Consider the following 21788-nt stretch of genomic DNA (forward strand, 5'->3'; position numbering starts at 1 on the left):
GGAGATGGAATATTTTGATTTTTTCAAAAAATAGTCATTGATTTAGAAAGGAATGGATAGTATGGATTTACGATCGAGTTACCAAAAAGCGACAAAACGATTGGATGGACACGGAAGTCGAACCATCGGAATATTACAAGAAGCGTTGCAAACCGTTTCTGCCGATCAACCAAGCGATATGTATGGAAACGGCGAATTGATTAAAACGTTTGAACGTAAGATAGCAGACTTACTCGGGCACGACGATGCGATCTTTTTTCCGAGCGGTACGATGGCGCAACAAATTGCGTTACGGATCTGGTCTGATGAACGGAATAATCGTAAGGTTGCCTACCATCCCCTTTGTCACCTCGAGATTCATGAGCAGGATGGGTTGAAGGAATTACACGGGATTAAACCAGTACTAGTCGGAGAAGTCGATCGCTTAATGACGATAGACGACGTCAAAGCCTTGCCGGACGTCAGCTGCCTGTTACTCGAACTGCCACAACGCGAACTCGGCGGACTGCTTCCGTCGCGTGAGGAACTTGAAATCATTTGTGCATATGCACGGGAACAAGGAATTCGTCTGCACTTGGATGGGGCACGCCTACTTGAAATCTTACCGTACTATGAGGCATCGGCAAAAGAAATCGCAGAGTTATTTGACAGTGTCTATATCTCTTTTTATAAAGGTCTTGGCGGCGTCGCAGGAGCGATCTTAGCCGGACCGGAAGCATTTTGTCGCGAGGCTCGCATCTGGAAACGTCGCTATGGCGGTGATTTGATTAGTCTCTATCCGTATATTCTATCCGCGGATCATTATTATGAACAACGAAAAGACCGGATGGCGGAGTACTATGTAGCCGCAAAAGCACTAGCGAGCAGCTTGAATGCGATACCAGGCATCTCGACTCGTCCCCTTGAGCCGGTCTCAAACATGTTTCATCTTTACTTTGAGGCAGATAAAGCAGTCGTCGAGGAAAAATTGATTGAAATCCAGTTGCACGGAAAAGTTGGTATCGCCGGCTATCTTGTAAAGAAAGAAAAAGGCTGCGCAACGGAAATCAATATCGGCGATAGTTTTCTTGCATTGACGACTGACGAACGCGAAAGCGTCTTTCGTCAATTGACGGAGGCGTTCTCAGAGGATTGAATGACATCAGGAGCGGGAATCGTAGGATGGAGGCGACGATAGGTGTCGACTTTTTCTGCGATCATTCGCTCCGTTTCTTGTAATGCTGCCAGTTGAGCTAAGACGTTTGCATGGTGTGCTTCAAGCAACGCAAGGCGTTCGCGAGTCGTATCCTGCTCGCCGTGAGCAAGAAAAAGTGACACATACGTACGGATTTGCTCGATCGGCATATGCGTTTCACGTAAGCGGAGGACAAATCGAAGCCACGTCACGTCTTGGTCGTCATAACGTCGTTGACCATTCTGGCGCTTCGGAAACAGTAATCTTTCTTTCTCATAATAGCGAATCGTATGGGCACTCGTCATCGTCAGTCGACTGATTTCAGAAATCGTATACATGAATCTCACCTTTCTACTTGACTTAGAGTTCACTCTAAGGATTAGACTCTGACTATATCAAATCGAAAAGGGGATATGCTAGATGAAGTACACGGTCATTACAGGAGCAAGTTCAGGAATTGGGTATGAGACGGCAAAACTACTCGCAGGAAAAGGAAAGTCACTCGTCCTCGTCGCGCGCCGGACGTCAGAGCTCGAAAAACTTCGGGATGAAGTCAAACAGATTTCACCAGACAGTGATGTCATCCTCAAGTCGATCGACCTTTCTGATAACCAAAACGTTCATGATCTTTATGAAGGCTTAAAAGAACTTGAAATTGAAACATGGATCAATAATGCTGGGTTTGGTGATTTTGATCTCGTCCAGGACATTGATCTCGGAAAAATCGAGAAGATGCTCCGCTTGAACATCGAGGCACTGACGATTCTGTCGAGCCTGTTCGTCCGCGACCATCATGATGTCGAAGGAACGACGCTCGTCAATATCTCGTCAGCTGGCGGCTACCGGATTGTACCGAACGCGGTCACGTATTGCGCGACGAAGTTCTATGTCAGTGCCTATACGGAAGGACTCGCGCAAGAACTGCAAAAAGGCGGCGCAAAACTCCGGGCGAAAGTGCTCGCACCAGCTGCGACCGAGACAGAGTTCGCCGATCGTTCGCGCGGGGAAGTAGGGTTCGACTACAGCAAGAACGTTAAGAAATATCATACGGCGGCTGAAATGGCAGGCTTCCTGCACCAGTTAATCGAAAGTGACGCAATCGTCGGCATCGTCGACGGCGAAACGTATGAATTTGAATTGCGTGGTCCATTGTTCAATTACGCGGGATAAAAACTAAGTAAGGTCCCTTTTTCAATTGAGAAAGGGACCTTACTTGTGTAAGCATTATATATACGAATTTCATGAATGCATCAAAAAAGACATCAATTACTTATTTTTTTAAGAGTTTCTTTGCTAACTTCCATACGACATAGACGACTGCGCCGATAATCAAAAGATTTATTAGAGCGCCGAAAATCATGAATTGTCCCACGATTTAAGCACCTTTACATACGTTTTTTGAGGCGTAAGCATGCTATTTACGTTTTCGTTTTGAGAACCTCAAGCTGATAAAGAATAACGCCATTAGAACTATTGCAATGTTCACGGCTAATGTTAATCGCTCATTATCAATCACTTGACCATTTAAGAAGTTCAAAGTAAGAAAAATCAACATAAATAACAATAAAAAGTATTTTATGGATTTTTTTATCATAAATAACTTCCTTTTTTTGTGTTCTTCTATTAGTTTATACATATCGACATTTTAAAAACAAGGAGAATGTCTAATACGAAGAATGACACAGAAACAATACTCAGGAGTGATGAAATGAAACGAACCTTTATATCGATTACGTTATTGATGATTCTAGGAGTCGGCATCATCGGTGCTTCAGCCTATAAGTCGTTGTACTATGATGAAAAACAAGAGGTCACTCAGTCAATCAATCACTATCTGACGCGACAGAATTATATGACACACGTGAAGAACAAAGAAATTCGCTATGATACGAGCACAGGTGAATTCTTCGCACGCGTCGTGTTCGAAGATGAACCGAATAATGAATATGAGATTTATCAATCGGGATCGAGTCATATTGACGTTACGGGATATAAAGACGGCGTACAGATTACGAACAAACAAGAAGGACGGTATATTTCAAAGGATTGACAACACGTTAAATCCATTGAAGAAACGAGGTGATAGAATGAAAAACATGATCTTTTTAGGAAGCGTCGTTGCTCTACTAACGGTACTTTTTTCGCTTCATTACGGAGTACACCTTATCGATGATACAACGCTTAAAATATCTCTGTTGATTTCGCTAATCGTTGTATTGATTGCGCGGAAGAAATGGAAGATTACGTTTACTACAGCGGAATGATTTTGAGAGTGTATGAAGGATTGGGAGAGATAAAGGATGAATGAGAATGAATTCTTTGACTGGAAAATCAGCTTGGATGATGAACTATATGCCGTCATTGATGAGAAGGCGAGAAAAATGGTAGTCATGGGAAACTTCATCGAACTAACTGCAGTCTTGTGGTTGGATCAAAAAGGCACACTGCAATTAAAGCCGACGTGGGATTGTGTCATATCCATCGATGATGCTGCAAAACAGATTACGATCCGCTCGGCAGAATCATTGAACATGAAAGAAGAATGTTAAGTTACCAAAAACGAGTCCATTCACGAAATTCGTGGAGAGGCCTCGTTTTTGATTTGAAAAGACAAGTTACTTTAATTCATGTTGACCAGGGACAGTCACTTCAACATTATGCTGGTCGTATACGGTCGTCAGTACATGCCCCTCAATGATTTCATAGTAGTATGTATGATCCAGTTCATTCGTGTATGTGATTTTCATCTCATATCTTCCAGTTTTTGAATCATAGACCGTTTCTTTTTTAGAGATATCCTGATCGTATCCTGTTTCAGCCAACAAACGTTCAATCTTGATTTCCGTAATCACCTTACATCCTAATCGATATGTTGGATAGGCGACAATTAGCATGACGAGAACGACAAGGGTATAGACTAGTGGACGTACTTCTTTTTTCATGCGATCACATCCCGTCAATTTGATGGTATAGATATAAAAGTCGTTTGAAAAAGGTCGCTCGTCTGCGTCATTTAACGAAATCGAATTATTTGTATCAAACGAATCATGGTAGAAAGAAGAAGATACAAAGCGGACGCGGTCATTAATACCAAACAGATATATATCAGAAATGTGTTCAGATTAAAAAATTGTGAGTTTAGATAAATGGAGAATCCGACTAAAACATCATCGATGTAATCTAAAGCTAATCCGGCATTAATCATTTGTTGTCTTTTGAGATGCTGATATGTAACGTAGCTTTCCCGCTGATGAAAATAACCGATGTAAGTATAGATAGCGGCTAAAATGATCGTAGTTATCAAAGAGAGGGGACGAGCGTCAATCAAATAAAAAAGAACGATGATTCCTAATACGATAAGTGGAAACAGGAAAACGATGATGTAAGCAAATAAAATTCCTGGATTGCCGTTTCCGCTGATCTGATGAGAACTTACTTCAAATCCATGTCCTGCCCAGAAGAAAAAAGCACAAATCGTTATTAACACTAACAAGACAATCTGTAACTGTTTCAAACGGTTCATTTGCTGACTCCCTCCATAAAAAAACGTCTATGTATAGTATTACATGTTTCTATGATTTCATAGTGTTAGGTTTCAGTGATAAGGGATATCGGAAATTTACTTTTTAATCATTCTCCTTTCGCAAACGGACGCATCGCATGTTACGGGACTTGATCTCTTCGAAGACAATGGTTCGTTCTGCGACGCTTCGTAATCGACAAGCCATTCAAGCAAACCGAGCGACGATTCAGCTAGCTAATCTGAATCACTTGAAGTTAGTGCATGAGACGGTCGAAGGTATTTATAGTATTCGTACGATCTATTTTTGGGAATCCGTCGATCGAACGCTCCAAGAAATGTATCGAGCCTTACGACCAGGCGGACGATTCGTTTTAACATACTGTGATGGAAAAGCAGGGGAATAGGGGGAAGAACTACATGAGCGGATCGAACGGGAATTCATCCCGCTTTCAAACAAAAGGGGATTCGAATCAGTCATTTTGAAACGTAGACCAGTCATTCGTTCGTTTCATACGGTAGCGCTTGTGGGATATAAAGGATGAGCCCGTTGACCAAAGAACAGTGGCACGTTATAATTCAAATAGACGTTTGAATGAAAGGTAAAAGGGGGCAATGTCATGGCACATGATCATCATCACCATCATCATACGGACAATAAAAAGGTACTCGGCCTGTCGTTCCTGATCATTACTGTGTTCATGATCGTCGAGGTCATCGGCGGAATTTGGACGAACAGTTTGGCATTATTATCAGACGCCGGGCACATGTTAAGTGATTCGATTTCACTTGCGATTGCCCTGTTAGCCTTCCAGTTCTCGAGTCAAGCACCGGATGCGAACAAGACGTTCGGTTCAAAACGCTTTGAAATCTTAGCCGCAATCCTAAATGGCGTGACGCTGATAGTCATCGCTCTCTATATTTTCATTGAAGCCATTCAACGCTTCATCGATCCACCCGCTGTCGCAACGACGGGGATGCTGATCATTAGTGTCCTCGGGTTGCTCGTCAACATTTTAGTTGCCTGGATCATGACACGCGGCGGTGGGCACGAACATAACCTCAACATGCGCGGTGCGTATCTGCACGTCTTAAGCGACATGCTCGGATCGGTCGGTGCGATTGTAGCCGCCTTGCTGATCCTGTTCTTCGGTTGGGGATGGGCGGATCCACTTGCGAGTATCATCGTAGCGATCCTCGTCTTACGGAGCGGTTATTACGTGACGAAGGCGTCCGTTCACGTCTTGATGGAAGGAACGCCGAGTGATGTCGACATTGATGAGGTCGTTTCGACGATTCAGACGAACGAAGCCGTTCTTGGACTACATGATCTACACATCTGGTCGATCACGAGTGGTTATAACGCGTTATCGTGTCACGTCGTCGTCAAGGAGAACATGACCGTCCGGGAGTCGGAGTCGATTCGCGAACAGATTGATCACGACTTAAAACATGTCGGTATTACCCACGCGACCATCCAGGTCGAGACGGATCAACATGCACATGGCAATACGTTGTATTGTGACGGCAAACACGAATCGCATACGCATTAAAAAACGAGCACACGTCCAAAGTCGGACATGTGCTCGTTTGCTTATGCTCAAATGATCGGCACCGTTGGTAGAAACAGCGTCGCGAACAGACTGATACTCAAGAACATCGAGTATCCGAAAAAGGTCGTTTTGGCATTTCCAGCAGCTCGGTTACCTAAGTACATGAAAAAGACGATGGATAAGAACGTCAAACCCGTCAATACGGACGAGTGGTGTTGATCCGGCGAAGGAGCAAGCGACTGGACAAGATGCGCGAGACCAAGCGGCAGGACAATCAAAAGAAAGTAGTAGCCTAGACGTGCCTCAGACGGGACGTCGACCTGTTCCTGTTCGGTTTCGTAGTCATAACGCGTTTGCGTTTTCATGGATCTTCACCTCCCTATGCGTTTTAGTATAGCGAATGAACATGTCGGCTCTGTTACAGATGGGTAAGAATGCCTTAACAGACGATGACGATGTGATGACGAAAAAAGAATGGGCAGCAATTGAGAAAAATTGTAAGATGAACAAGAAGTCGTTTTAGGAAAGGAATAAAGCATCATGTCACGTGCGTTTCGTTTTATGTATGTCTCCGATTTGTTATCGACTGTCGGGACGAGTTTTGTTTATATTGCGATTTACTGGTTGAGCGCGGAACAGATTAGTGCTTCTGGTGTCGCCTTGCTTGCAACAGGTGTGTTTTTGATTCGTTTTCTCGTCTCAACGTTCGTTGGACCGTGGATTGACCGTTTCGTCAGCGCATCGTTGTATCAAACGTCCTTACTCATTCGCTTGCTAGCGCTTGGTATTACGTTAGTGGGAATCGGTCTGACAGACGTCGTCTTACCGTGGTTACTTTGCTTGCTCGTCGTTCAGACGATCCTGCAAATCGTTGGTGGAAATGCTGTCTTCACGTGGGTCGTTGATTTAGTCGAAGATGACCAATTGCCGCAAGCGAATGCCTATCTCGCAACAATCGAACGGATCGGGACGTTAAGCGGATTCTTACTTGGTGGGATGATGGTTGCCCACTTCTCGATTGCGAGTATCTTGTGGCTCGATCTGGGACTGCATCTCGTTGCCTGGTTGCTCGTCCGACACATGACGGGACAGGTCGCAGAAGGAGCGCGTGTCGGATCGTACCGCGAAGCGTTACTCGAAGGGATTCATTACGTCGCGCGTGACGGTCGCTTAAAATGGATCCTTGGTTGTGCGATCCTTGCGAACTGGATGATCACACCGATGAATACTTTACTTGCACCATATGCCAAGGATGTCTTGTCGGGAAATGCCCAGACGTTTTCTGCACTTGAGCTAGCGACGGTGATTGGGGGGATCACGATGTCGCTCCTTTACGGCAAGTGGGTCGTCTCGATCAGACAGGATAAGCTGTTTCGGATCGCAGTCGTACTGCAAGGACTCGCGATTGCAATCGTTGCTTATATGTCGTCCGTGCCCCTTGCGATTGGCGGATTCGTTTTACTCGGCATGGCGCTGACATTGTTCGGGATTCCGTTTGCGACATTGTTACAACGCTCGACGCCTGCGCACTTGCTTGGACGGGTTCGAACGGCGATGGTCGCAACATCAACGGCGTGTTCTGCACTCTGTTACGGATTATCATCGTACTTGACGTCGCTCTTTAACATCTCATTTGTTTTCCTACTGTTTTCCTTAAGTGGTCTCGTGTTGACAGCTATCTGGTTACTCATTCATCGTAACGTTTCCTTTACCGAGGCACGACAGGACAAGGTCGGATGAAATATCCGCCTTGAGGTGGAGGTAAGCGGTTTCGCGCTTATATACACTAGAGATAGAAATGAACGATGAGGAGTGGAGTCGATGGAGAGTTTATGGATCACGGCATTATTGTTTTTGATTCCGATCAGTGGGATGACGGTCTTTTTGAATGTACTATGGCGTCGAATGGCAACGGAAGGCGTTTCGGAGTAAAATTAGGATGAAAGTAACAAGAACTTGAACACCTTGTTCAGGTTCTTTTTTTAGTGAAGTGAGTATGATGTCTTGATTATGGGGAATGAACAACATGAAGAAAATGAGTCCGCTACAAATCGATCAATTGGATATCTTCTTTTATTGGATCGTCGAACAAAGAAGAGAAACAATCGAGCAATTTTACATACGTAGCAACGAAAACTTTTTAGAACACGAATTACTGAAAGAGCGTTTACCGGATAAGGTAGTATTTCGTGCCCGAACGGCTGACAAAACCATGTTTCGCTCGTTTGATTTTGCCTGGAGTCACTGGGATACAAACTATGAGTATTTTTTCATGCTGAGACAAAATTGGCAGATCATTTGGGAATGGTTTTACCAGAAGCATTTATATGACGAAACCCCTTTTCAAGTGTATCCTTCCTCGATTGACGAGACACGAAATCGATATGGTGAAGCGAGTGAACAATTCCAGACCGAAATGAGGCAGTTGCCTGCCGTCAAAGAAGAAGAATATCTGTATTGGGAAGTAAACGATTTTTCAAGCAATCACTATGATTTGATGAGTCTTGTCTTAGATTTTGAGGAGGATCGTCATAACACTGAGGAAGTCATGCGAAACGATGGATTATACTATGAAGAGGTACTGAATACATGGATCGATCTCGCTTATTCGTTACCAGCGATAGGTCGAGCGATTCAAAGTTTAGACATCAATCAAAATGAGTAGATGACAAGAGAGGATGGATCATCATGAAAGCGATTATTACAGGCATGAATGGTACGGTAGCGCCTGTCGTTGCGGACGTCTTAGCAAAGCACGATATCGAGACAGTCGCGTGGGATCGGACGAAAGTCTCAACGACTGACGAGTCTCAGATGCGGACGTTTTTAGAAACGGAACGACCGGATTATTTCCTACATATTGGGATGGGGTCCGTCAGTTGGACGGAAGCGCTCGTCCGTTTGTGCCAGGAATATCAGATTCCGTTCTTTTTCACGAGTACAGTATCTGTTTTTTCGGACGACGTACCAGCACCGATTGAAAAGGACGCTGTACCGGATGCGACCGATGAGTATGGTGCCTATAAGATTGCTTGCGAGCAAGCGATTCAAGCAATTGATCCTCAAGCAAAAATCGTCCGAATCGGCTGGCAGATCGGGACGGAGGCAGGTTCGAACAACATGGTCGACTTCTTCACGAACGAGATGAAGCAACACGGTGTCATTCAAGCAAGTCGAAACTGGTATCCGTCGAGTTCGTTGCTTGAAGATACAGCAGAAGCGCTCGTTACGATTTTACTTGAACGCGAAGCGGGGCTTTATCAGTTGAACGGAAACGATCGTTATTCGATGTACGATTTAGCGCATGCCTTAAATACACTCCACGCGAAAAACTGGACGATTGAACCAGTCGATGAACCGCGCCGGGATAACCGGATGGCGACAGATGTCGTTTTGGTCCGTTCGTTGTCAGAACGATTGCCACTCTAATCAAACATCCCGCTCTCCTTGACCTGTATCAAAGAGAGCGGGATGTTTTTTACTGCGTGACTGGCGTTTCCGCGGCAAAAGCAAGCGTTGGTCCAAAGATTTCGTAATGCAGTTTATCTGGTGACGCCGTGAAGTGTTTAATGACGTATTGAATCATCGCTTCCGGCCCACAGACGTATGTCGGATCCGTGATGCCTGCGATAACGTCTTTCGGCAGGCGACCTACTTGATCCGTCGCCTGATGCTCTGCGTAGCGAATGACGCGTGCGCCACGCTGCTCAAGCAAGGCAAGTTGCTCGTTAAATGGACGATTGCGTTCGTCTTGGACGGCGTGATGTAACGTTACCTGTCGACCAGCAGCTAAAGATTCGTCTGCCATCGCAAGCATCGGTGTGATGCCGATTCCACCAGCAATCAGAACGACGGGTTCACCTGATGCATCAAGCGTGAAGGCCCCAGCTGGCGCACTGATTAACACCGTGTCACCGATTCGAGCTGCATGTAAGTAGTTCGAGACGATGCCTTCTCGTTTGACACCAATCGTATAAGTCGTCGTGTTTGATGCCGTCGTCAGACTGTACTGACGATTGTGCCATAAGCCGTCGCTATCTTGAATCCGTATCGTGATGTATTGCCCTGCTCGATAATCAGGGAGCGGATTGTCCGTTTTGAAAGTCAGCGAGCGGATGCCGTCTGCTTGTTCCTGGATATCCGAAATCTTGACGGACTGATAACCGGAAAAGTCTTTCGCCTGTTCGTCCTGCGTGTATAGTTCGGCTTCGAGTGTGATGAACAAATCGGCAATCTCCCCGTACGCTTCACCCCACGCTTGCAGGATTGCAGGCGTTGCGGCTTCCCCTAAGACGTCTTGCATCGCTCCGAGTAATTCTTGACCGACGAGTGGATACATCTCCGGCTTGATTTGTAGACTCCGGTGTTTATGCAGCACTGGTAATAAGACTGGTTTTAACGTCTCGAGTCGATCGATGTGAGCAGCAGCGGCATAAACGGCTGTAGCGAGTGCTTGCGATTGTCGGTCACTCCGTTGATTCGATTGATTGAAGACATGTTTGAGTTCTGGATGAGCTTGAAATAAACGTTGATAAAAGACTTTCGTAATTGCGGCGCCATGCGATGCAAGGACCGGGACGGTTGATTGAACGATTTGAATGGTAGAGGTTGATAACATAAGACCACTTCCTTTTCACTAAGTAATGAACACAGTCTTAGTATTTCGTAGCCTCGTCATTAATACAACATTTAAAATACTAGATTAAAGAACTTCGTGCGTTTTGTCACAAGCAAGTCAAAATATCGACAAGGATTCGTCACGATTGATTGGATATCCAGAGCTTTGAGAAATCAAAATAACCGAATGAATCAATCGTGATATTTTGCAGCTCGATCGGATACGGAATTAGTCGTGTATCGTGATAGAACGGGATGAAATACGATTCGTTAATCAAGTAGCGTTCGATTGCTTGATGAATCGGAAGCCAGTCTTCGAACGGTGTTGTATCGTATTGTTCAATCCATGTCAGCATCTCGGGCATCTGCTGAAATAGCCGGATCGGTGGTGAAAAAGTATTCGTCATGAACTGATAGAAGGCGTACTGGACATTCCGCTCGAACACTTCGGCATGAATGGCGAGATCGATCGTATCGTAGACATGAAAATCCGTAATACTCTCTTCGAATCCGACTTCGACGAACTCATACGGAATCCCGTCCTGATCAAATCGCTGACAGAGCCAACGTGTTATTTTGTCCGTAAAATCAGTCAACTTGATCCGGATCGGTTGCGTGAACAAAACAGCAGGACCGTCCGGGACGGTATACGATGGACTATAGGACTCAAGAAAACCAGAGTCGTTCGGTTGTGTCCGTTCATGGAAGTCATGAATGCCATCACGGACTTCTTTGATGAGCCGATGGATATAATGTCGCGCTGCTTTTGATTCAAACGGACCACCGGCGCGTGGATGGAGAAAGACGAGACCAAATCCGGACTGCGTCGCGATCGTATCAATCGGACTGGAGTCAGATGCTGATGTCCGGTAGACCGGGTCATATTGCTCCGGCATCTGGATGAACTCAATTCGGTCGAGCAGGGCGCGGATGCCAAAGTAATTCGGAAATGCCGTCAGAACGGTTTTCTTATCGTCATGTTGCGTCAGTTGAAATGGTCCCGTTCCAATGCCATCTTTGATGATGCTCGTATGTATCGAGGCGAGCTGCGGCAAAATCGAACTCCTGCGCTGATCGAGTGTGAGATCGACCCGGTACGGACCGTTTGAGACGATATGTTTGACGTGCCGATAAGAAGAGGCATAAGCCGGATAGTTGATCAGAGCACGGAGACTCTTCGTCACCTCCTTACTCGTCAGGAGGGAACCGTCATGAAAGCGGACGTCCTTACGTAAGAAGAGACTGAGCATCGGACCATTCCAGGCATAGTGATGTGCCAGTTCGCCTTGGATGTTGCCGTCGACGTCAATCGTAAACAAACGGTTGAAGACGTTTTGGACGAGGTGAGCACTATGAATGTCAGCTGCTTCTAACGGGTGTGTCGTCAAGAAGTTGCGTTTCCGAGGAATCAGCAAGGCGTCCGATGTCGTTTGCGTATAGCCAAACTTTCGCTCGAGTTGGCGCATGAAGCGTCCTGCTTGTGCCGGTGACCAGTCCCACGACAGTTCTTCCGTCACTGATTCGATCGAATCACGGTCGATCCGCTCGAGCATCCGTTTCGCATACTCCCGTTCGACGTGGCGTAACCAGACGAGTTCACTTAAGTTGCCCCGTCCGCGACCACTCGTGTAATTCATCCAGCCTTCTTCCTGCCATTTATTGAGATATCGTTTTGTTTGTTTAGGACTTAAATGGATCGCTTCCGCGAGTGTCGTGATCGGATAATGTCCATTTCGGCAAGTCTTCCATAACATAAAAAGATAAGCATCCATCATGTTCATCCTCCTTAAAAGGGGACATCTTTTTTATATGACGTCCATTTTTCTTATGTATTGTCTTGTTTATGATACAGGTAGAGAATGGAAGGTGACAATATGAAATGGAAAGAAATACCGAAACCAATTAAAGTACGTCTCATCACATCGTTTTTCAACCGCGCTGTCTCGTTTTCGATCATGCCGTTCATGGCTCTCTTGTTCGTCAAGGCATTCAACGAAGTCATCGCCGGTGCGTTTTTGATCGCGATGGTCTTCGTCAGCTTCATCACCAATCTACTCGGCGGATATCTCGCCGACCGCTTCTCTCGTAAACGCCTACTCGTCACGACATCTGCGCTCACGGCGTTGACGTTCATCACGATGGCGATCTCGTTGACGCTCGACTGGATGCTGCTGTTCATGGTCATTTACGCCGTCTTCTCGGTGACGAGTAATCTTGGTCGTCCGGCAATGGGGGCGATTATCATCGATGCGACGACGAAGGAGAACCGCCAAGCGGTCTACGCGCTCGACTACTGGTTGATCAATCTCTCGATCGCCATCGGAACGGCGCTCGGAGGTTGGCTCTACGTCAGTAATCAATTGCTGTTGTTTTGGATCTTGAGCTTTACGTCGTCCGTTTTACCGATTGCGTACTACCTGTTTCTCGACGACACACCACGGACGTGGCAACGTCAGAAACTACGTGGTGTCATCACGGATATCTTTACAAGCTATCAACTCGCTTGGCGGGACCGTCCGTTCGTCAAGGTCGTCTTTGGTTCGATGTGTATCTTAGCGGCTGAGTTTTCGATGGGGAGTTACGTCGCTGTCCGCCTCGCTGATTCGTTTGAACCACTATCGTTTACCGGGTGGTCGATCAACGGGGTTCGGATGATGAGTATCATCAACATCGAAAATACGTTGCTCGTCGTCACGTTGACGTTCATCGTCCAGCGGCTTGCGAAGCGTCTGTCTCCGCGCTGGACGCTCGCTGCAGGTCTGATGCTGTACACGATCGGTTACGTCGTCGTGACGAGTGCCAACAGTATGACGGCACTGATGGTCTTCATCTTCATCGCAACGATTGGCGAGTTGCTCTACTCTCCGGTCTTAAACACACAAAAAGCGAACATGATGCCGGCGGATCAACGCGGAGCGTACTCAGCGTTCGCCGGAACGTCGTTTGCTGGAGCAGACTTACTCTCTCGGTCGACGATTCTAGTCGGGACATTCTTGATCCCGTCGATGATGAGTGTATACCTCGGATTGATCCTCTTGACGGGATTTGGATTAGTCTATACGAGTCTGTTCGTGAAGGAATCGGTCGAACGAGAGCGAAACGTATCTTAATAAGGGGGAATACAGATGAACTTACCAGATACTATCGAAACACCACGGCACCTGTTACGCCGTTGGCAAGAAAACGATGCAGCCGCATTGTATGCTTACGCGAAGGATCCAAATGTTGGACCAAAAGCAGGCTGGGCGCCGCATGCGTCACTTGACGAAAGCCAGGAAGTGATTGGCATTTTCCAAGCGTCACCTGGTGAATATGCCGTGACCGATAAGGAGACGGGGGCAGTCATCGGGAGCTTCGGATTTCACTTTAATCGTCGGCCGGACGATTCAATCACCCATGACCGTCAAGTCGAGATCGGCTATGTCCTCGCGCCTAACTACTGGGGAGAAGGGCGGATGCCGGAAATCGTTGAAGCAATACTTGATTTCATCTTCCGGGAACTGCCGATCGATGTCGTTTGGTGTGGTCACTTTGATTTTAATGACCAGTCACGCCGTGTCGTTGAGAAACTCGGTTTTAAACCTGTTCTTGACCGACCATTCGTATTAGAGCGAATCGACGGACGGACCGTAACGAGTCATGTCTATAACTGGACGCGTGAGCGGTATGAAGCAATACAAGGGAATTGATAAATAGATAAAATAAAAAGGCGTGCACCGGTGCACGCCTTTTTATTTTATATAGTGATGTCTAAATAGACATTAAAAACGAATACATTCTGTTATGGCTTAACTTTCATATCTTCATACCAAAAAAGAGAATAATCCATCATCAATGAGGATTCATTTTGCTGCCTTAACATGGTAGTAATGTTCCCCAGGTGATACGTACCGTGATTGGCTACATGTAAAAGAATTTCTTCAAAAGTCGTTTCCCGTGGACCAGACCAAGGATTATCCACATGTATCGTCATAGTAAGATTTGAGTTCTGATTTATAAATAGTTGATACTTTGATGCTATATTTTTGAATGCTGTTTTGAATTCTTCAATTGTATATGCATCAGTTAATGGTAATTGACTCATCGCATCTTGTAGCGCTTGTTGAAATTCTACTTTTTCTAAAAAATGAATCCACATAGTATCAACTGCAAGAATATGACTAAGTGTTTTAGCGATTGTCGGATAAGAGCTTTTCACCTCTTTATTTAATAGATTTTCAGGTAATGCATCCATATGATCTAACATCAACTGCATCGCCCAGTTGTGATATTCATACATCGTTTTTCCGGCATTCATCCAAATCGCTCCTTTAATTGTAGTAAGAACTGTCTAACTACGTTCATTATAAAAAAGGATATATGACATCTGAGTGTCATATATCCTCATATAGATTAACTATTTTTTTGGCTTCATTTCTTAATATGTCTTGTAAGTACAAGGGATGAATAACAACTACACCTGATCTGAAGCTTAATAAAATGTTGATTAACCATTCCGCATGTAAAGGTGAAGGTAACAATAAAGTCATCGTAACACTACCATCTTCTTCAAAAACCATCGATTGATGCTGAAAATGGTTTAAGACTACATGAATGGATTCAGGATGAACTCTTAACGTGATACTTTCCCGTGCGGGTTTCACGACAGCTCTGTCTCCAGGAATGGGATGGTTATCCTGAATAGATGTTGAAAGTCTTTGAAGGTTGAGCATATGTGACACTTTGAATTCGCGGTAATCATTTCTTAAATAACAATAAGCATAAAGGTACCATGTACGAAATTTATATCGTAGAAAAATGGGATCTACTTCTCGAATGGTCTGTTCCTTTTGAGCACTGATGTATTGAAACAGAACTCTTTTTGATTCTTTGATACTCTTTTGAAGATCAATTAAGAAAGTAGGCTCAATGGATTGATCAGCTAAATCAATGTGTAAATGGTTATTTTGTTCTTCTGTCGTAAGAATCGATAGCCGTTCTAGCGTATTTTTTAAATCTTGATCATGTAATTGCGCTGATAAACTTTTCATTAAAGATAGAACATCGACCATAGAAGACGCATTTAAAAAGGTCTTATCCCATTTATAATTCTCAATAATACCGAAACCTCCATTAGTTCCATGATAAGAAGTAACGGGAATTCCAGCTGCACTAATGGTTTCGATATCTCGATAAATCGTTCTCTGAGAGACATTTAATTCACTAGCTAATTGAGCGGCCGAGATCGTAGAGCGATGCAGTAACTTAAATATGATAGTCAGTAATCGTTCGAGTTTCAAAAAATTCTCCTTTGTATTAAGCACGACTATAGTTTGAACCGTCATTCCATACAAATAATTACGTTTAGTATAATTGATTTATTCGTTCTATGGAGAGATTAAAAAGTACTTCGTAATGAATTGAATCAAAATCCAAAGAAAAAAGTATGCATCGCGCATACTTTTTGTGGTTTTCCTTATCTTATTAGATATGTTTGAGTTGTGAATCTAATTCAATATGTAATTTTGACCTATTTCTTTAAGAATTTATTCGGCGATAAGACAGCTACCACTTTGAAGTCGGGAAGCTAACACCAAAAAAATGAAAATTACTTATGAATCATAAAAATGTAAAATCAAGGGTTACGTATGGAAAAGGAAGTATGTTAAAATTCGGTTCAATTCAAATAAAGTCCTTATCTAAATAAGAAGGAGAGTGGGAAAAAATGAATCAGGTTGCAGCCATAAGTATGCTAGGAAACGTCTTTATTTTTATAGTCGTTTTATACTTTATTTACAAAATGATTCAATACATTCGACTGAAATGATCCGTCATCCTATAAAATGAACAATGGATGGTTCGATAAAAAAATAATGAGATACATTTTAATGAAACATAGTTGAAAGTGAATGCTAAAGAGCAAAAAAGTATGCGCCGGCGCATACTTTTTTGTAGAGGATGACAAAAGATCTCTGCTAAAAAATATATTATGGAGATACGGGACGCTTGAGCGTTAACAATTCATCGTCGAGTGACGCGAATGACTTAACACAGCCGCATGAGCGTCTTGAATTCCAATATTATAAAAGTGAATAGCAACTGACTCTTTGATGAAATCAAAAACACGTTCTGCGGCGAACTCAGACAGCTCTTCGTTGCGCTCTTCTAAGAAAAAATCTTAAATAGACTGGATAATTTGTTGTTGTTCTTTACTAAATCGATTGAACATAACGACACTCTCTTTATTTTTGTTGATCTCTGAATGATCTAAAAAAATTACAAGAGAATGTATTTTAAAATCACAGTCTATATTTTGTCGTAAAAAAATGTACATGCCTTCCTTTAAAATGTTGCTTTCAATTTCTGAAGCATCCCATCCCAACCTTGGTCCATAAAGTTACGGACACGACCTTGTGGCTGATTTGCTTTCGGCACAAGGTCATCAGCGTTTTTCCATCCGCTGTGTGTCACAGTGAAAAGGGTAAGGTCGTTCAATGGAGTTAGGGAGAAGGTCACGATCCATCCATCTTCATCCCAACTAAACGATAATTCTCTTTCTGGTTGTACGTTTAATACCGTGCAAGGAGATGGACCAAAAGGAGATTGAATATGAAACACACATCCTGTTTGTGCGACAAGGTCGTTTGGCATAAACCATTTAGATAAAGAGCGAGCCGTCGAGACATTCGCCCATACCTGTTCAATGGGATTGTTGATCTTAATGGAATGTTGAATATCTTTCACAGATTGATTCATCGTTTACAACCACCTATTCTTTTTTAATATATTTTATTCTAATTCTATCCTCAATTTTTTCTCAATGATATACAAAAATGATCTTAGCGCTGAGGTCATTTTAAGTATCAGAACCAAATCGTTGCTTCAGTGCTTTGAGACGTTTGACTGATCTTGTTTAGATTCGCGAATAAAAGCGACTGTCATTGTAATGGCAGCAACAGCATATCCGACGAGTACAGAGGTCAATTCCGACCAATCAAATACAGAACGGAGAATGATTTGGGGAACAAAATAGACGAGCAATGCACTCGGCAAAATCCATGTCTTCGTCTTCCATGCCGTGACGAGAATCCAGAGAATCAATAGGGCACCAATCATCCAGCTGACGCTTGGGGATAACGTGATCTTTGGTGAATCGACAAGTCCGTTGACGATCAATAGTCCGACGATTAACAGAAAATGAATACTACCATGAATGCCGTAACGCATGATAAGAGGGCGCGCTCCATCACGTAAAGCATCTTGACGGAAGAGAAACGCCAAGGTGGTCAGGTAAACGGCACTAATCAACAGGAAACCGCCAACGAGCAAGATACTGAACGTCGTTGTACCATTCAAGAGGTTTTGAAGATAGAGAAAACTGGATGCGCCGAGAAAAACTTGCAAGACGATCCAAAACGCTTCTTTTGGATCAAATGCCATCTCTTTAGAAATCGATTGGATGTAATCAGCGGGACTATCACCCGTGATCGCGCGAACGGATTTTCCGTCTGCTTCCGCTTCGATCAGGTGATCTTCGAGTTCTTTGACAATCTCGTTCGTCGCCAATTCATTTTTACCCGAAGCAAGTAGGTATACCTTTAAGTCTTCCAAAAATCGTGTTGATTCCGTCGATAGGGTCATCTCATTCGTCCTCCTTTAAAATGCTTTCGACACTCGTTGAAAGGTGATGCCATCTTTGTTTGAAAGCGGCGAGTTCTTCAACACCGCTCGTCGTGATCGAATAATACTTTCGTTTTGGACCGGACGGGGAGACGCGAGAGGTTGCTTCGATCCAGTCCAGTTTTTGCATCCGAATCAATAGAGGATAGATCGTTCCCTCACTGATGTCGGCGAATCCGTACGCTTTCAGTTTCGTCGCCAGTTCATAGCCATAAATCTCTTCTTCCGCAATCAGTGCGAGTAAGCAACCGTCGAGAATTCCTTTTAACATTTGCGTCGATGACATCCGCATCTTCCTTTCGCTACTTGGTATTACAAGGTAATGATACGCTATGCTATTTTGTATTGCAAGGTAGTGAGTAAAATAAATCCAATGAATTTTAGGATGGTGCTTTCGCGATGAATTGATATGTAATATATTACTTGTATGAAACCTACAAATGATTTAGCCATTGCACGACTTCCTTTAAGTGAGGAAGTGTATCGACGCTTGCAACACCACATCATCACCTTACGTCTTGCCCCAGGAGAAAAGGTGAACGATCAAGCACTCGCGGAAGCGTTCGGTGTCAGTCGGACACCGGTCCGCGAAGCCTTGAAACGACTCGAAGAGGAGGGATTGATTTTAGCAAAACGGGGTTCACGGACGATCGTGACGGAACTCGATGCCGAACAGGCACAGCAAACCTATCCAATCATTGCGACACTGCATGGGTTAGCGGCGCGTTTAGCAGGACCAATGCTGACGGATGACGATCTAACGAGTCTAAAGTCGATTCATCAACAATTCACGACGGCAATTGATCAGCAGGATACAGAGGCGGCACTAGCACTTGACGATGCCTTTCACGATGTCTTCGTGCAGCGCAGTCAAAACGATCAACTACGAGAGACAATCCGTCGGTTGACCCCGTTGATCCGCCGGCTCGAATATGCTCAGTTTGATCGTCTCGGACGCCAGTCGATTGCCGATCATGCAACGATTTTAGATGCATGTCAACAACAGGATGTCGAGCAACTCGTCCAGGCGACGGAGCATAATTGGAACGGGCTCGGACGTCTACTCGTCTCGACACTAAAGGAGGAGAGCTGATGCGACCGATCATTTATGGAATTTTAGCGGCAATGTTTTTTGCCGTCACCTTCATCTTGAATCAATCGATGCAAGGGGCAGGCGGTCACTGGATTTATAGTGCATCGCTTCGCTTTTTCCTGATGTTGCCGTTCTTTATCGTCATCGTCATGATGCGACGGGGGATCGGGCGCGTCTTCCAGGCGCTTCGAGCCGATATCGGCTTTTGGTTACTGTATGGAACGATCGGCTTCGGACTGTTCTACGGCAGCATCTGTTTTGCTGCTGACTACGCACCAGGCTGGTTGATTGCCGGGACATGGCAGTTGACGATTTTAGCGGGACCGTTGCTTGCCCCCTTGTTCAACCAACGGATCCCGTGGTCAGCACTGAAGTATTCCGTCCTGATCGTCCTCGGTGTCGTCGTCATGCAACTATCGGTCGCGGGAAGCCTATCGCTGCAGTCACTGTTGTTCGGTGCCTTACCGGTCCTCGTCGCGGCAATTGCCTATCCACTCGGGAACCGGAAGATGATGGAACGCTATGGGAACGAGCTCGATGTGTTTGAACGGATTCTCGGAATGACACTTGCCAGTCTACCGTTTTGGATCGTTCTTTCCGTGATTGCCTACATACAGGTCGGATTGCCGAGTGTCAATCAAGTGACCCAGTCCGGATTCGTCGCGTTGTTCTCCGGCGTCATCGCAACGTCGCTTTTCTTCTACGCGACGTCGCTCGTTCGGACAGATCCGGTTCGGTTAGCAGCGATCGAAGCAACGCAATCGTTCGAGATTGTCTTTACCGTATTCGGAGAGATTCTTTTCCTTCACGCGGCACTACCAACGGGACTCGCGACACTCGGAATCATCCTCGTCATGCTCGGGATGACGTTGCATAGTTTGAATCAGGCAGAGCGAACCGTCGTTCGTTCCGCTAAACGAAAAATCAATTGAGAAAGTAGGCTGTCAGATGGTTTTAACAGGTACACTCGTCAATACCGTCCTGATCATCATCGGGACGTTGCTTGGATTAATGTTCCACCGGATTCCGGAACGCATGAAGGAGACCGTCCTGCAGGCGATTGGACTTGCTGTCGTCGTGCTCGGAATGCAGATGGGGATGAAAAGCACGAACTTCTTGATCGTCATCGGTAGTCTTGTTCTCGGTGGTGCAATCGGCGAGTGGTTTCGGCTCGATGAGAAACTCGACCGGATGGGAGTGTGGCTCGAACGTAAGATCAGTCGTGGTCGTCCGTCGAACATCGCGGAAGGATTCGTGACAGCGACGTTAATTTTCGTCATTGGCGCGATGGGTGTGTTAGGAGCCCTCGACGGTGGACTACGCCAGGATCACGACGTCCTTTATACGAAAGGATTGATTGACGGTTTTACGGCTCTCGTCCTTAGTTCAACGCTCGGGATCGGTGTCATGTTCTCAGCGATTCCCGTCTTTCTCTATCAAGGGGCGATTGCATTAAGTGCTGTTGCGATCACGAAATTCATTCCCGACGCCGCACTGCAGGAATTTATTCTTGAGATGACGGCGACTGGTGGGGTGATGATTGCGGCAATCGGTCTTAATCTCGCTGGCATCACGAAGATTCGTGTTGCGAACTTGTTACCGGGAATCGTCATCGTCGCAGTTATCGTCACCGGTCTCCATCTGTTCTCATGAAAAATCCCCACTTATCCGATAACGGACGAGTGGGGATTTTCTGTTTATGTCTCGATCAATTCGTGTGTCTCGTAAGCAGTGATTGTATGTCCATCGTAATGGAAGTCATGCAACAACGGTTGATCCGTTGACAAAGCGACCGGTAAGTAATGCCGGAGATTGCTGATGATTCCCATGTTTTCATCGTTTAAGATCCAGTCGAGTGTTTTCCAATCAAGGATGCCTTCGATCGTCATGACCGGTGTCGGAAATGGGCGGTCTTTTAGTTCAGCAAGATAGAGATACATGCCAGACGTTTCTTCCCCGTGTAAGCGAACGATGCCTTTTAGTGTCACCGAATCTAACGGGATGCCGGTCTCTTCGAACGTCTCGCGGATGACAGCAACTTCCGGTGTCTCGCCCGGTTCAATCTTGCCGCCGACACCGTTCCACATGCCCATCGCTGGTCGTTTTTGGCGGTTGACGAGTAAAAAACTATCCGCGTGGCGAATTAAACAAAGCGTATATCGATCCATGTTC

Annotated in this window: 27 protein-coding genes; 14 read left to right on the forward strand and 13 right to left on the reverse strand. The window is 45.1% G+C overall.

The window, feature by feature from the left end:
- The first annotated feature begins 61 nt into the window (after positions 1–61).
- Positions 62–1135 (forward strand): low specificity L-threonine aldolase, encoded by a 1074-nt coding sequence (locus ASG02_RS04265; protein ID WP_056061187.1) that lies wholly within the window; start codon positions 62–64, stop codon positions 1133–1135.
- On the opposite strand, the gene ASG02_RS04270 is transcribed toward ASG02_RS04265, so the two are convergent.
- Positions 1105–1512, reverse strand: coding sequence for a MerR family transcriptional regulator (locus tag ASG02_RS04270; RefSeq protein ID WP_035408151.1), 408 nt, complete (start codon positions 1510–1512; stop codon positions 1105–1107). The two genes, ASG02_RS04265 and ASG02_RS04270, sit on opposite strands and share 31 nt — an antisense overlap.
- An 82-nt stretch (positions 1513–1594) precedes the next feature.
- Here ASG02_RS04270 and ASG02_RS04275 point away from each other — a divergent pair, with 82 nt between their 5' ends.
- From ASG02_RS04275 to ASG02_RS04290, 3 genes are all read left to right on the forward strand, one after another.
- On the forward strand, positions 1595–2344 hold the full coding sequence (locus tag ASG02_RS04275; RefSeq protein ID WP_035408149.1) for an SDR family oxidoreductase: 750 nt from the start codon (positions 1595–1597) through the stop codon (positions 2342–2344).
- A gap of 538 nt (positions 2345–2882) precedes the next feature.
- Complete coding sequence (locus tag ASG02_RS04285) at positions 2883–3224, forward strand: DUF3139 domain-containing protein (protein WP_035408148.1); 342 nt, start codon at positions 2883–2885, stop codon at positions 3222–3224.
- A gap of 250 nt (positions 3225–3474) precedes the next feature.
- Positions 3475–3723 carry a hypothetical protein gene (locus ASG02_RS04290; RefSeq protein WP_056061193.1) on the forward strand — a complete coding sequence of 83 codons (249 nt, stop codon included), beginning with the start codon at positions 3475–3477 and terminating at the stop codon, positions 3721–3723.
- Between the two features lie 66 nt (positions 3724–3789).
- Here ASG02_RS04290 and ASG02_RS04295 read toward each other — a convergent pair whose 3' ends face one another.
- Together ASG02_RS04295 and ASG02_RS04300 are read right to left on the reverse strand one after the other, a co-directional pair.
- On the reverse strand, positions 3790–4116 hold the full coding sequence (locus tag ASG02_RS04295; protein WP_056061195.1) for a DUF3139 domain-containing protein: 327 nt from the start codon (positions 4114–4116) through the stop codon (positions 3790–3792).
- A 71-nt stretch (positions 4117–4187) separates the two neighbouring features.
- Positions 4188–4697 carry a hypothetical protein gene (locus tag ASG02_RS04300; RefSeq protein ID WP_056061198.1) on the reverse strand — a complete coding sequence of 170 codons (510 nt, stop codon included), beginning with the start codon at positions 4695–4697 and terminating at the stop codon, positions 4188–4190.
- Positions 4698–4834: 137 nt separating this feature from the next.
- Here ASG02_RS04300 and ASG02_RS04305 point away from each other — a divergent pair, with 137 nt between their 5' ends.
- Positions 4835–5101 (forward strand): class I SAM-dependent methyltransferase, encoded by a 267-nt coding sequence (locus tag ASG02_RS04305; RefSeq protein WP_056061201.1) that lies wholly within the window; start codon positions 4835–4837, stop codon positions 5099–5101.
- A 213-nt stretch (positions 5102–5314) separates the two neighbouring features.
- On the forward strand, positions 5315–6247 hold the full coding sequence (locus ASG02_RS04310) for a cation diffusion facilitator family transporter (RefSeq protein WP_056061203.1): 933 nt from the start codon (positions 5315–5317) through the stop codon (positions 6245–6247).
- 47 nt (positions 6248–6294) lie between these two features.
- Here ASG02_RS04310 and ASG02_RS04315 read toward each other — a convergent pair whose 3' ends face one another.
- Positions 6295–6612, reverse strand: coding sequence for a hypothetical protein (locus ASG02_RS04315; RefSeq protein ID WP_023468204.1), 318 nt, complete (start codon positions 6610–6612; stop codon positions 6295–6297).
- Between the two features lie 175 nt (positions 6613–6787).
- Here ASG02_RS04315 and ASG02_RS04320 point away from each other — a divergent pair, with 175 nt between their 5' ends.
- From ASG02_RS04320 to ASG02_RS04330, 3 genes are all read left to right on the forward strand, one after another.
- A complete protein-coding gene (locus tag ASG02_RS04320) occupies positions 6788–7987 on the forward strand; it encodes an MFS transporter (protein ID WP_056061206.1) in 1200 nt (399 codons plus the stop codon).
- 286 nt (positions 7988–8273) lie between these two features.
- On the forward strand, positions 8274–8912 hold the full coding sequence (locus ASG02_RS04325; RefSeq protein ID WP_056061209.1) for a hypothetical protein: 639 nt from the start codon (positions 8274–8276) through the stop codon (positions 8910–8912).
- 23 nt (positions 8913–8935) lie between these two features.
- Positions 8936–9676 (forward strand): sugar nucleotide-binding protein, encoded by a 741-nt coding sequence (locus ASG02_RS04330; RefSeq protein WP_035408136.1) that lies wholly within the window; start codon positions 8936–8938, stop codon positions 9674–9676.
- 49 nt (positions 9677–9725) lie between these two features.
- On the opposite strand, the gene ASG02_RS04335 is transcribed toward ASG02_RS04330, so the two are convergent.
- Both ASG02_RS04335 and ASG02_RS04340 read right to left on the reverse strand, forming a co-directional pair.
- Positions 9726–10865, reverse strand: coding sequence for a globin domain-containing protein (locus ASG02_RS04335; protein ID WP_056061212.1), 1140 nt, complete (start codon positions 10863–10865; stop codon positions 9726–9728).
- 139 nt (positions 10866–11004) lie between these two features.
- Positions 11005–12639, reverse strand: coding sequence for an ABC transporter substrate-binding protein (locus tag ASG02_RS04340; RefSeq protein ID WP_235514001.1), 1635 nt, complete (start codon positions 12637–12639; stop codon positions 11005–11007).
- Between the two features lie 99 nt (positions 12640–12738).
- On the opposite strand from ASG02_RS04340, the gene ASG02_RS04345 reads away from it, so the two are divergent.
- On the forward strand, positions 12739–13974 hold the full coding sequence (locus ASG02_RS04345) for an MFS transporter (protein ID WP_056061218.1): 1236 nt from the start codon (positions 12739–12741) through the stop codon (positions 13972–13974).
- Between the two features lie 15 nt (positions 13975–13989).
- Positions 13990–14553: a GNAT family N-acetyltransferase gene (locus ASG02_RS04350; RefSeq protein ID WP_056061221.1), complete on the forward strand. Its 564-nt coding sequence runs from the start codon at positions 13990–13992 to the stop codon at positions 14551–14553.
- A gap of 92 nt (positions 14554–14645) precedes the next feature.
- Here the strand turns inward: ASG02_RS04350 and ASG02_RS04355 are convergent, their stop codons facing one another.
- From ASG02_RS04355 to ASG02_RS04375, 6 genes are all read right to left on the reverse strand, one after another.
- Positions 14646–15161, reverse strand: a complete 516-nt coding sequence (locus ASG02_RS04355) for a DinB family protein (protein WP_056061223.1) — start codon at positions 15159–15161, stop codon at positions 14646–14648.
- A gap of 76 nt (positions 15162–15237) precedes the next feature.
- A complete protein-coding gene (locus ASG02_RS04360; RefSeq protein WP_035408125.1) occupies positions 15238–16143 on the reverse strand; it encodes a YafY family protein in 906 nt (301 codons plus the stop codon).
- A gap of 713 nt (positions 16144–16856) precedes the next feature.
- On the reverse strand, positions 16857–16991 hold the full coding sequence (locus ASG02_RS15930; RefSeq protein ID WP_308102102.1) for a DUF2164 family protein: 135 nt from the start codon (positions 16989–16991) through the stop codon (positions 16857–16859).
- 194 nt (positions 16992–17185) lie between these two features.
- A complete protein-coding gene (locus ASG02_RS04365) occupies positions 17186–17599 on the reverse strand; it encodes an SRPBCC domain-containing protein (RefSeq protein ID WP_035408123.1) in 414 nt (137 codons plus the stop codon).
- Between the two features lie 126 nt (positions 17600–17725).
- Complete coding sequence (locus ASG02_RS04370) at positions 17726–18484, reverse strand: hypothetical protein (RefSeq protein WP_056061226.1); 759 nt, start codon at positions 18482–18484, stop codon at positions 17726–17728.
- A gap of 1 nt (position 18485) precedes the next feature.
- Positions 18486–18809: a PadR family transcriptional regulator gene (locus ASG02_RS04375; RefSeq protein WP_056061231.1), complete on the reverse strand. Its 324-nt coding sequence runs from the start codon at positions 18807–18809 to the stop codon at positions 18486–18488.
- A 141-nt stretch (positions 18810–18950) separates the two neighbouring features.
- On the opposite strand from ASG02_RS04375, the gene ASG02_RS04380 reads away from it, so the two are divergent.
- From ASG02_RS04380 to ASG02_RS04390, 3 genes are read left to right on the forward strand one after another with little or no spacing between them, the layout of a single operon-like run.
- A complete protein-coding gene (locus ASG02_RS04380; RefSeq protein WP_056061233.1) occupies positions 18951–19616 on the forward strand; it encodes a GntR family transcriptional regulator in 666 nt (221 codons plus the stop codon).
- Positions 19616–20548 (forward strand): multidrug resistance efflux transporter family protein, encoded by a 933-nt coding sequence (locus tag ASG02_RS04385; protein ID WP_056061236.1) that lies wholly within the window; start codon positions 19616–19618, stop codon positions 20546–20548. The genes ASG02_RS04380 and ASG02_RS04385 overlap by 1 nt, the downstream gene beginning before the upstream one ends.
- A gap of 16 nt (positions 20549–20564) precedes the next feature.
- On the forward strand, positions 20565–21269 hold the full coding sequence (locus tag ASG02_RS04390; RefSeq protein ID WP_056061239.1) for a DUF554 domain-containing protein: 705 nt from the start codon (positions 20565–20567) through the stop codon (positions 21267–21269).
- Positions 21270–21313: 44 nt separating this feature from the next.
- Here the strand turns inward: ASG02_RS04390 and ASG02_RS04395 are convergent, their stop codons facing one another.
- Positions 21314–21784: an 8-oxo-dGTP diphosphatase gene (locus tag ASG02_RS04395; RefSeq protein WP_056061240.1), complete on the reverse strand. Its 471-nt coding sequence runs from the start codon at positions 21782–21784 to the stop codon at positions 21314–21316.
- Positions 21785–21788 lie beyond the last annotated feature (4 nt).

This window comes from Exiguobacterium sp. Leaf196, from assembly GCF_001423965.1.
Classification (GTDB): domain Bacteria; phylum Bacillota; class Bacilli; order Exiguobacteriales; family Exiguobacteriaceae; genus Exiguobacterium_A.